Genomic DNA, 9,269 nt, shown 5'->3' with positions numbered 1-9,269 from the left:
GGAGCGGTAAGCTCCCTTCGTGAACGTCAACCCAAACCACAAATCCATGAAGACCTACCTCATTGCCGCAGCCGCGATCGCACTACTGGCCGCCTGCGAAAGAAAAGAACAGACCACGATCAATCCTCCTGCCGAGAAGAAGGAGACCGTGATCGTGACGCCGCCAGCGGGCGGGACCAAGACGGAGAAGAAGACGGAGACCGAGAAGACCGTGACTCCCAACGGCACCACCACCGAGAAGAAGGAGACCACGGAGGAGAAGAAGTGAAGTAAGGGCAGCGGCAATCCCCTAGCCCGCCAGAAAAGAACCAAGCCGCGATCCGCCAGGGTCGCGGCTTGGTCTTTTTCTTGGGTTTGGGTCGGGGAGATGATTCGGATCAGGGGCTCGCCCGGTGTTGCCGCGGCTGGTCGCCTCACCAGCCGCGGCAGCCGTGGCAGTCCATCATGCCGTGTTCCTGGAGATTGTTGAGCGGCGGGTCCGGTGGCTGGGGCACCATCGGCCCCGCCGCATTTCGGGGGGTGGGTTTGGGTCTACTGAGAATTGCCGGGCGGGAGCCTTGTTGCAGGGGCCGCGCCAAGACTGGGGCACTCCAAAACTACGATGCTTCTAGGAGATCCCCCTGCGGCAGGCTGGCGCAGCGTTGCAGGGTGCAGTCGAGCCCATGCAATTTGCGGTCAATTGTCATTGCTAGCGGTCAATTGACAAATGCACAGGACTGCCGATTTTGCGGGGTCATGACAAAATCTTCCCGAGCTCCCCTCTCCGCCATCCGGATCGCGATCCGGACGTCCAGTTGCATCCGCTTTGAATTCGAGGGCGAGGATTGGATGGTAGAGCCGCACGAGATGTCGCAGAACCGCCGCGCGGCGCTGGTGCTGATGGCGTGGGTGCGGGAGGGACCGGTGGCCGGGCACTGGGTGGTATTCCGCTACGCCCACCTGCGCGGGTTTGAAGCCCTGGGTGCCACCTTCGCGCGGCGTGAGATTCCATCGCTGCTGATGGATTGGCGCGGTCCGCAGAAGGAGCCCGGTCTTGTTAGAGCGGCTGGCCTGGCGCGCTAGCGGAGTGCGCCCGGGCGATGCGGTGCCCAGGGGCGGCGGCTTGGCACGTGACGCGCAAAAGGGTGGCCAGCGGGTCGAGCTGCTGCATCTGCGCCTCTCCCGCATCACCCCACCCTTACTTCTCATCTTACCCTACTCCGTGAAAATCCTGCTCCACCTGGAAGTGGCGGCATCCTGCATGCCTGACGCCTTGGATGAACTCTTCGACCGGCTTCGGATCATCGGCTTCACCGCGCAGGGCGGATCCGGTGCGCTGCTGGAATGCCGGACGCACGACTACGAGAACCTATCCTCCGCACGGCGGGCGGTGGGCGAGGTGGTGGTGGCCTCCGGGGTGCCGGTTTTGGATTCGCGGGTATTCTGCCCGCCGCGCCGGACTCCCACCAGAAGCGGGCCGGGGCGCCGGAAACGCCACGCGACCCGGCCACCAGCCCGCTAACTGACAGCAGGCTGGAGAAAAGGACTGTAACCGCGGTCCCCCCGGATGCGTCAGCAAGGCGAGGGCTTGCTGCATGACGATCGAAGAGGCGGAAGGTTACATCGCACTGAATCTGTTCCAGGATGCCTGGGTCGCACTGGATGCACTGCCAGAGCTCCAGCAGACGGGCTCGGAAGTGCTACGCCTCAGGATCCTCTGCATGATCGGGCTACGGGCGTGGAGCCAGGGTGAAGCGATCGCGCTGATGCTGGCGCAGGGAAACGAACAGGACCGTGAGATCGCCGCGGCCTTCTTTCACGAAGGGGCGGTGTGGCACGCGGCCCACACCGGCCTGGCGCTGGCGCGGCACTGGATCAGTGCAGCGATCGAGGCGCGCCCGGAGCAGCGGATCCTGATGCTGCAGGACCACCGCTTCCCGGAAGGCTTGGTGCGCGGGTGAGTGGGGATTGGCCCAGACCCGTTAGAGTCCGCGCGAAGTTTTGTTAGGCCGGGCGACGGGAACGAATTCAGGTAGATCCGTGCGGCGGTCGAAGAATTCATCCCGCAACTGCAGGCCGCGAATCTCGGCGAAACGATAGAAGCGCCATGGACCCATCCGGTCACTGGGCTTGCACGCAGCGAGGACGAGCGCGTGGGTTTTCGCGGCCTGCAAGAGGGCGTGCGGCTCGATCTCGATTTCTTCTCCCTGGTGCCAGACCACGATCACTCTCTGCGCGGCGATGGCGGCCCGCAGCTCAGACATCGGCACGGGCGATGGTAGCTTGGGCATCTTCAGCGGAGGAGTTGCGGCACTATTGCCAGGAGAAAGGACAGTAGCCCGATCAGCAGGGCAGCTTCCCACCAGAGGGGACTGAAGGGCCGCCGCGCAAAATAGCGGTAGTTGTGTTTGATGAGGAGGAATGATTCGAAAACCCACCTGACGCCGGTGGCGGCGGAACTCGCCACGGGGAGGCCAGCCATTGCACCCTGCCACAATGAGAAGCGCGTGCGAGGGAAATCCGGCACGCAAGCGTACGCGGATTACTTAGTCTAACGTAGTCGTCCGCGGGTCCGCATCGTCGTTCCGCTGCATTGATTACTTAGCTTAGTATTACATCCCTAGTAGAAAACATGAGGCCTCCGCTTCGCATTTGGACGATGGATTCATGCGTGGACGGGCGGCGTGGTGTCGCTTGCCGGACTGCTGCTGGCTTAGCGAGCGGTCGGGAAAAATGACGCATGCACTTTGCAGCGGCTACAGGTTCAGGCAGTGCATTTGTCCGTTTTCTAGCGGTCCCTTGCCTAGCCGGACCAGATGGCAAATCATTGATGGACATAGGATTATCGATCAAAACGAAGGAGAGGCATGCACTTTGCTGAGCGAACTGGACGATGAGAATCTTTTCTCACCACACGCAGCTACTGACCATGAAAACTACGATTGCCATCAGCACAGCCCTCCTCATGGGCGCAGCGGTTTCCCAGGCGGGAGACTATACCCAGACGACGACCACGCAGCAGACCACGCCATCGTATTCCTCGGTGAGTGATCCGCACTGGTTCCTCGGTGGTGGAGTGGACTATATGTTCGATGCGGAGGAAGCCTTTTACAACGGCCACTTCGGTTACGACTTCGGCAACGGCTCCGCGCTGTTCCTGGAATCCGGCTGGATGGGTGAAGAGCAGACCACCTTCCCCTTCCTGGTGAACATCGACATCGACATCGTGCCGATCACCCTGAACTACAAGTACACGCACATGTTCAACGACAAGTTCGGCGCCTATGCTGGTCTCGGCCTGGGTGCATCGAGCGTGGACCTGAGCGCCGGTCTGGCTAGCGATGACGACTGGGTCTTCACCGCTCAGGCCTTCGCCGGGGTGGTTTATAAGTTCAGCCCGAGCTTCGAGACTTACGCCGGTGTCCGCTACATGTGGATGGACGACGTGAGCCTCTTCGGCGCGAAGCTCGACAACCTCGACGACGTGGGCTTGGGAGCAGGCATCCGCTTCAACTTCTAAGCGAAGTCACACGGCTCTAGTAATTCGGTTGATTTCCTAGCGCATCGACAAAAAAACGCCATTTGCAGTGGCAGCCATCCCCTATCGTGGGGATGGCTTTTTTTGTGAGCGGTAGGCGGCAGGAGGGGGCCTGGAGCGGGGACGCGGGATGGGTTCGCACGAATGTCCAAGCGGCTTGAAGAGCCGCGCTGCCGATCCGGTGGACTACTTCGCCGCGGGGCCGGTGGCGCTGCGACGGCGCTGGAGTTCTTCCTTGAGACGGCGGACTTCGCGCAGGCTAGCGAGGAAGTCCCCTAGGAGCTGGTCGAATTGCGCCGAGCTCAGGGATAGGAGCGAGTCGCACGGGCTCGCGCTTCGGCCTGCCGTAGGAGCGGTAGAGGCCGAGGGGTTTTGGGATGGCCAGTGGGAAGCCATATGGAAAGAGATGGGTGAAGTGTAGCGTCGGGAAAGATGCACCCGAAATTGTTAGCCGTCAAATCGGCGGCGGAAGGTATTTTTGGAATGCCGGATCAGGAAGGAATCGGGGAGCTCGCGCGAGGCCGTATAATAGCCCGGCAGGCGGAAGACTTCCGATGCTCCCTTGCACAAAGTCCGATACTCGTTTGACCCGCAGCCGGGGCCCCCGGCGCGGACAAATGAAGAATGCGGAATTCCCGGATGTGGAATGAAGTGTTAGAGAGGCCTCAGATGAAGCCCGCGCTGCACCGCTCGATCACCTTCTGGGCCGGGCGCTCCAGCGGATGCCGAATCCAGGGAGCGTCCTATGGAGTGCGGTGGCACGACACCGCTTTGGCTGCGGGAGCGCTGGCATTCTTCAATTCCCGGCCCTTCCCCGCAGCGTGAACGAAGCGCCCACCGCCAAGCTCACTCCCGGGCAATCCGGAGCCGTTTGCCACAACATCACCAACCCGGAGCCAAAGCGGTGTCGTGCCACCGCACTCCACATAGCGCTCTCGGTAGTCGTAGACCGGTCTTAACTCCGCGCCATTCGAGGCGGCCTCCAAGGGTTCGTTCGCACGACCGTCCAAGCGGGGCGGAGCCGCCGCGCTCCCAGGAAGAGATGCGAGCTCACGGGCCGCTGGGCAGACGAGACTGGAGGTGCGGGATGAGCGGAGAGTCGGGGTGCTTGTCGATCCACTCGCGGACGGCGACGCGGTCGCCATCGCCGCTCATGGTATTCATGACGGCGGAGGCGAGGGAGGGCAGCTCGAGCTCGGTGCCGGAGATGCCGGTGCGGACGGTCTCGAGGATGTTCAGCTTCTCGGACATGGCGTACCAGCGGTACTTGCGGATCAACGCGCCGGTGAGTTCATTTGGGTCGCGGCCATACTGGGCGAGCTTGAGCACGACATCGCAGCCTTGCTGGACATCGCGGGCGTGGTCGGCCTGCCAGAGGAGCTTCTCGCTGGTCTCGTAGAAGAGTTCGTCGGCGAGCTTCTTGTTGTCGGAGTCCGTGGCGTCGAGGGTGGAGGCATACTTGAGCACGGAATCGAGCGCCGGGGTGCCGCCATTCTGGACGACATTCCAGACCAGGTTGCCGGCGCAGTTCTTGCGCATGGCGGCAGGGATTTCTTCTAACAGCTTGAGCGCGGCCTGGGGATCGCTGAGGGCGGTGCCGGAGATGATGGCACCGTAATGGCCGGGGCTGGATGGGTGACCGGTGGCCTCGGCCTTCTTGACCCAATCGAGCGCAGCGTGGGGATCCTTCGAGGCCCAGCCGTAGAGGGTCTGCCAGCAGGGGGTTCCGGCCTTGGGGAAGTTCTCATTCAGGAAGCTATCCATGGCCTCGGCACCGGCGACCTGACCGGAGCGGAAGAGCGAGAGCTTCCACGCATCCGCGGGATCGCGGCCGCTCTCGATGGAGATCTTGTTGAAGGTGGCGATGACATCGCGCCAGTTCTCCGCGGTCATGTGGAGCAGGCACTCGGAGAGGAGGCGCTGGATCTCCACGGGATCGCTCATGGTCGCGGCCTGCTCGGTGAGGCCCGCAAGCTCGCCGGGCTCTGCCTGGCGGATGGTGGCGACGCCGGGGTGGAGGGAGGCAGGGGCGCTGCGGGTGGACTTGGCGGCGCGGCCTCCGCATCGGCGGATGCGGCGGCGCCGTCCTTCGCCTGGCCGGCGGAGGACATCGGGCCCTTGCCGAGGAGGATGCCGAGGGCGAGGCTGCCAAGCGCAAGGCCGGCAGCAGATAGGGGTTTCATACAGAGGGATGAGATAGGGGAAACAGGAGAGGTGTAAAGGCGGGAACTCGCGGGCAAGGCAAGTGGCGGCACCACGGATCAGGCGAATCCAACGAATGGGGAGAAGAAGGAACCGCGAAAGGCCGCGAAATCTGAGCAGCAGAAGATCAAACCACGGATGTCGCGGATGAGCACGGATTTAGAATGGGCTGGGTTTCATGATCCTTGCCTTTCATCCGTGTCCATCTGTGTTCATCCGTGGTTCCCATTTCCAGACCGGGAACGGGCACGGATCTAAACAGCCGGAGAGGGTAACCACGGAATACTCGGAATACACGGAAGTGATGGCGTCGGTGGTTTCCGGACTAGGGTGAGCTTGGGAGGTTTGGGCGGACAGGAGTGTCCGCCCTCCGCAGGGCCTTAGGGTACTGTGGGGCTGCCCGGCGGGGGGCTGGACATCGGGAGGGCGATGGTGGAGAAGGGGGCGAGGATTTGATCTATCACGCTATGAATGGAATTGGACCGGTTCGAATGATCATTGTCGCGGGGCTGGTGTTGCTGGCCTTGCATAGCTTCCAGCCGCCGCGGCTGAGCACGGGGGATCAGCCGGAGGATCTGGGCCGGGCATCGGTCTTCTCGGATACTTTCAATCGCGTGGAGAATGTGCCGGTGCAGGTCCAACTCATGATCGATGGCAGGCCGACGATGACGCGCCAATTGTACTCAGGACCAGCCGTGATGGATGTGGGGAACTATGCGGCGGAGGCAGTCTTGATCGGGAGTGTCACGGCGGCGGCAGCGTTGCTGGCAGCCGCGCGGCCAGTGCGGAAGGATGAGGATGGCGAGGAGGCTTGAGCGGTGAAGGATGGGATCTCGGATTTCAAATTTGAGATTGGATTTGAGATCGGGGAGGCGGCGGTGAGCCGGTGATTCCAAACTGGGAGCTGGTTTGGACGCTGGCTCCCGTGCTTCAGTGGGTGCGAAAGGAAGGAAAGGAGCAGCCATGGGAAGCATGAAGATGGAAGGCGACTATGCGACCCATTGGGAGCAGTGGACCCATCGGATCGCTTCGCTGATGGTGGTGGGGGCCTACTATCTCTACCTCTACCTGCAGAATCACCACGGCTGGCCACCGGTGCTGACGGGGCACGACGAGATAGGTTACGCCGGGCTGTTCCCGATCTGGTGCGCGGACTTGCTGAGCCGCAGTGCCTCGGCGGAGGCGCGGTGGAAGCCGGAGGGACCCTTCGACCGGGTCTATCGCGGCGAGATCGGGGCACGCTTTATCCGCTGCTTGGGGTGGCTCATCCTGGTGCTGCCGCTGCTGATGTCCTGGCTTTCTGACTGGATGGAAGGGAAGTGGGGCTGAGCGGGTACTCCCCTGCCCTGCGGCCGTGGCAGATAACTCAAATCGCATTGATTCCGCGGTGGAGTCGCGCAGGATGCGGGGGATGCGATTGCACCGCTCGCTGGGATTTTGGCTGGGGCTGATGCCAGCGGCGTTCCTGCTGTGGGTGTGGGTGGATTCGCGTTACCATGAGACCTATTGGCGGCGGAGTATGGGAGTTCCCGCTATGAAGTCCGTGGGGTTGATCATCGCGAAGTGCGAAGTCCGCGGCTACGAGAGGGAATACGTTCCGAAGCCGGGACCTACGTTCGGCGCGGGGTTCAGCTTTGCAGGGACGCGGCCGTGGGGGGCCTTCAAGCGCAGTCCGGTCCCGAAGTCTGGTCTGCCATGCCAGTGGTTCCCCGCAGCGAGTAGCACGAGCACGAGTGATCCTTTCACCAGGTTCGACGGGGACGTCATCTCCACGATTGATACGCGTGGGTTCACATTCCCGCTTTGGCCGGCGCTGGCGGGCTATTTGGTTTTGTGGATCAGGGGGATGATTTGGTGGGGGAGGAGGAAGCGGAGACTGGCGGTCGTGATGGTGGATGAGAATGCCGGAGAAGCATCGCCATGATGAAGCTGCGCGTCCACCGCTCGCTGGGATTTTGGCTGGGGCTGATGCCGGCGGTGTTCCTGCTCTGGGTGTGGGGGGATTCGCGTTACCATGAGACCTATTGGCAGCGGAGTGTGGGAGTTCCCGCTTTGAAGTCCGTGGGGTTGATCATCGCGAAGTGCGAAGTCCGCGGCTACGAGAGGGTTTACGTTGTGAAGCCGGGATCCGGGTACGGCGCGGGATTCAGCTTTGCAGGGACGCGGCCGTGGGGGGCCTTTAAGCGCAGTCCGGTCTCGAGCTCGGATATGCGCTGCCCGTGGTTTCCCGCAGTGAGCAGTTCGATGACGAGTGTGCCATTCAGCAGACGCAACGAAGAGGTCCTCTCCACGATTGATACTCGTGGGTTCACATTCCCACTTTGGCCGGCACTGGCGGGCTATCTGGTTTTGTGGATCGGGGGGATGATGTGGCGGGGGCGGAGACGCCGGCGGCTTGAGAGTTGCCTGGCGCTGCGCCTGACCGTTGAAGCAGGTTAAGGAACGGAGTTCCCATTGGACCGTCCTTGGTGGCGGGCTGTTAGGGACCGTTCTGCGGGGCGGAGCCTCCGCGCTCCCAGCAGCCTGGCATGGGGCGGTCCCCTGGAACTGCTTCGTCCGCACACAGCTTGTGCGGACTACTTTTCCGGGCCGGCTACTTCCGGTTCGCGCTCGCGGGCGTTGGGGGTGGGTTCGATCTTCTTGCCGCGGCGGCCGGCGCGGACTTGGGTGAACTCGGCGCCGAAGAGGAGGATGATAGCGGAGTAGTAGACCCATAGTAGCACCAGGGCGAGGGCGCCGGCGGAGCCGTAGGGCGAGGCGGTGGATTCGCGGCCGAGGTACCAGCCGATGGCGGTCTTGCCAGCGACGAAAAGGAAGGCGGTGAAGGCGGCACCGGTGATCACGTCGCGGTAGCCGAGTTTGACATCGGGCATGACCTTGAAGATGGCGGCGAAGAGGCCGGTGATGATGGCAAAAGAGGATGCCAGATTGGCGAGGTACCAGAGCTGGGGCGCGACCGGGAGGTGGGAGGCAGCGTACTTGCTGGCGGCATCGATCGCGGCGGTGAGGAGCATGGAGGTGAGCAGCAGGAAGCCGGTGCCGAGGACCATGGCGTAGGAGATGAAGCGGTCCTTGAGGATGCGGACGAAGCCCTGGCCGGGCTTGGCCTTCACGCCCCAGACGGTATTGAGCGCTTCCTGCAGCTGGCCGAAGACGCCGCCCGCGCCGAAGAGCAACATGATGACACCGATGACGGCGGACCAGGCATTGCGATCCTTTTGCCAAGCGTGCGCGATCATATCCTCCACGACCAGCGCACCGGTGGGACCGAGGCTGGAGCGGAGCTCTGTGGAGAGACTGCCGCGCACCGCTTCATCGCCCGCGACCATGCCGGCCACCGCGATGGCGATGAGCAGGATCGGGGCGATGGAGAAGGCGGAGTAGTAAGCCAGCGCGGCGCTGAGACGCAGGGCATTGTCCTCCTGGAACTCCGTGAAGGTCTGCCGGAGGGTGAGCCACTCTTCGCGTGGGTTCATGGGAAGGCAGAGTGCCGAGTGATCGGTGAGCGGTGGAAAGGCCGATTTGAAATTTCAGATTTCAAATTTGAGAT

The 9,269-nt window shown here is 62.6% G+C and carries 12 protein-coding genes; 7 read left to right on the top strand and 5 right to left on the bottom strand.

Translation table 11 applies throughout. The features are described from left to right. The first annotated feature begins 46 nt into the window (after positions 1 to 46). The 4 genes from BV071_RS25780 (at position 47) to BV071_RS25765 (ending at position 1,940) form a co-directional block, all read left to right on the top strand. Positions 47 to 268 carry a hypothetical protein gene (locus BV071_RS25780; protein ID WP_035613467.1) on the top strand — a complete coding sequence of 74 codons (222 nt, stop codon included), beginning with the start codon at positions 47 to 49 and terminating at the stop codon, positions 266 to 268. A gap of 467 nt (positions 269 to 735) precedes the next feature. After that, positions 736 to 1,062 (top strand): hypothetical protein, encoded by a 327-nt coding sequence (locus BV071_RS25775; RefSeq protein WP_035613464.1) that lies wholly within the window; start codon positions 736 to 738, stop codon positions 1,060 to 1,062. Between the two features lie 139 nt (positions 1,063 to 1,201). Beyond that, positions 1,202 to 1,501: a hypothetical protein gene (locus tag BV071_RS25770; protein WP_265594893.1), complete on the top strand. Its 300-nt coding sequence runs from the start codon at positions 1,202 to 1,204 to the stop codon at positions 1,499 to 1,501. Positions 1,502 to 1,574: 73 nt separating this feature from the next. Next, on the top strand, positions 1,575 to 1,940 hold the full coding sequence (locus BV071_RS25765; RefSeq protein WP_035613460.1) for a hypothetical protein: 366 nt from the start codon (positions 1,575 to 1,577) through the stop codon (positions 1,938 to 1,940). 21 nt (positions 1,941 to 1,961) lie between these two features. On the opposite strand, the gene BV071_RS25760 is transcribed toward BV071_RS25765, so the two are convergent. Beyond that, positions 1,962 to 2,270: a hypothetical protein gene (locus BV071_RS25760; RefSeq protein WP_265594892.1), complete on the bottom strand. Its 309-nt coding sequence runs from the start codon at positions 2,268 to 2,270 to the stop codon at positions 1,962 to 1,964. Positions 2,271 to 2,908: 638 nt separating this feature from the next. Between BV071_RS25760 and BV071_RS25750 the strand changes: the two genes are divergently transcribed. Beyond that, complete coding sequence (locus BV071_RS25750) at positions 2,909 to 3,499, top strand: outer membrane beta-barrel protein (RefSeq protein ID WP_035613454.1); 591 nt, start codon at positions 2,909 to 2,911, stop codon at positions 3,497 to 3,499. 204 nt (positions 3,500 to 3,703) lie between these two features. On the opposite strand, the gene BV071_RS35775 is transcribed toward BV071_RS25750, so the two are convergent. The 3 genes from BV071_RS35775 to BV071_RS35770 form a co-directional block, all read right to left on the bottom strand. Continuing rightward, positions 3,704 to 3,913, bottom strand: coding sequence for a hypothetical protein (locus BV071_RS35775; RefSeq protein WP_265594891.1), 210 nt, complete (start codon positions 3,911 to 3,913; stop codon positions 3,704 to 3,706). Between the two features lie 654 nt (positions 3,914 to 4,567). After that, positions 4,568 to 5,461 (bottom strand): hypothetical protein, encoded by an 894-nt coding sequence (locus BV071_RS25745; protein ID WP_035613452.1) that lies wholly within the window; start codon positions 5,459 to 5,461, stop codon positions 4,568 to 4,570. Beyond that, positions 5,458 to 5,700: a hypothetical protein gene (locus tag BV071_RS35770; RefSeq protein ID WP_265594890.1), complete on the bottom strand. Its 243-nt coding sequence runs from the start codon at positions 5,698 to 5,700 to the stop codon at positions 5,458 to 5,460. The genes BV071_RS25745 and BV071_RS35770 overlap by 4 nt, the downstream gene beginning before the upstream one ends. Positions 5,701 to 6,210: 510 nt before the next feature. Here BV071_RS35770 and BV071_RS25735 point away from each other — a divergent pair. Beyond that, a complete protein-coding gene (locus BV071_RS25735) occupies positions 6,211 to 6,534 on the top strand; it encodes a hypothetical protein (RefSeq protein ID WP_035613448.1) in 324 nt (107 codons plus the stop codon). 157 nt (positions 6,535 to 6,691) lie between these two features. Continuing rightward, positions 6,692 to 7,048, top strand: coding sequence for a hypothetical protein (locus BV071_RS25730; protein ID WP_265594889.1), 357 nt, complete (start codon positions 6,692 to 6,694; stop codon positions 7,046 to 7,048). A gap of 1,247 nt (positions 7,049 to 8,295) precedes the next feature. Here BV071_RS25730 and BV071_RS25715 read toward each other — a convergent pair. Further along, on the bottom strand, positions 8,296 to 9,195 hold the full coding sequence (locus BV071_RS25715; RefSeq protein ID WP_035613441.1) for a YihY/virulence factor BrkB family protein: 900 nt from the start codon (positions 9,193 to 9,195) through the stop codon (positions 8,296 to 8,298). Between the last annotated feature and the right edge of the window lie 74 nt (positions 9,196 to 9,269).

The sequence above is a fragment of the Haloferula sp. BvORR071 genome (assembly GCF_000739615.1).
Lineage (GTDB): Bacteria > Verrucomicrobiota > Verrucomicrobiia > Verrucomicrobiales > Akkermansiaceae > Haloferula.
The sequence above is the reverse complement of the archived record's forward strand: the minus strand, read 5'-3'. Positions and strand labels throughout refer to the sequence as shown.

Bases quoted from the DNA above. Each gene is read 5' to 3' on its own strand.
- BV071_RS25760 (WP_265594892.1), bottom strand. From the start codon at position 2,270: ATGCCCAAGCTACCATCGCCCGTGCCGATGTCTGAGCTGCGGGCCGCC.
- BV071_RS25765 (WP_035613460.1), top strand. From the start codon at position 1,575: ATGACGATCGAAGAGGCGGAAGGTTACATCGCACTGAATCTGTTCCAG.
- BV071_RS25775 (WP_035613464.1), top strand. From the start codon at position 736: ATGACAAAATCTTCCCGAGCTCCCCTCTCCGCCATCCGGATCGCGATC.
- BV071_RS25735 (WP_035613448.1), top strand. From the start codon at position 6,211: ATGATCATTGTCGCGGGGCTGGTGTTGCTGGCCTTGCATAGCTTCCAG.
- BV071_RS25730 (WP_265594889.1), top strand. From the start codon at position 6,692: ATGAAGATGGAAGGCGACTATGCGACCCATTGGGAGCAGTGGACCCAT.
- BV071_RS25715 (WP_035613441.1), bottom strand. From the start codon at position 9,195: ATGAACCCACGCGAAGAGTGGCTCACCCTCCGGCAGACCTTCACGGAG.
- BV071_RS25745 (WP_035613452.1), bottom strand. From the start codon at position 5,461: ATGAGCGATCCCGTGGAGATCCAGCGCCTCCTCTCCGAGTGCCTGCTC.
- BV071_RS35775 (WP_265594891.1), bottom strand. From the start codon at position 3,913: ATGGCTTCCCACTGGCCATCCCAAAACCCCTCGGCCTCTACCGCTCCT.
- BV071_RS25780 (WP_035613467.1), top strand. From the start codon at position 47: ATGAAGACCTACCTCATTGCCGCAGCCGCGATCGCACTACTGGCCGCC.
- BV071_RS35770 (WP_265594890.1), bottom strand. From the start codon at position 5,700: ATGAAACCCCTATCTGCTGCCGGCCTTGCGCTTGGCAGCCTCGCCCTC.
- BV071_RS25750 (WP_035613454.1), top strand. From the start codon at position 2,909: ATGAAAACTACGATTGCCATCAGCACAGCCCTCCTCATGGGCGCAGCG.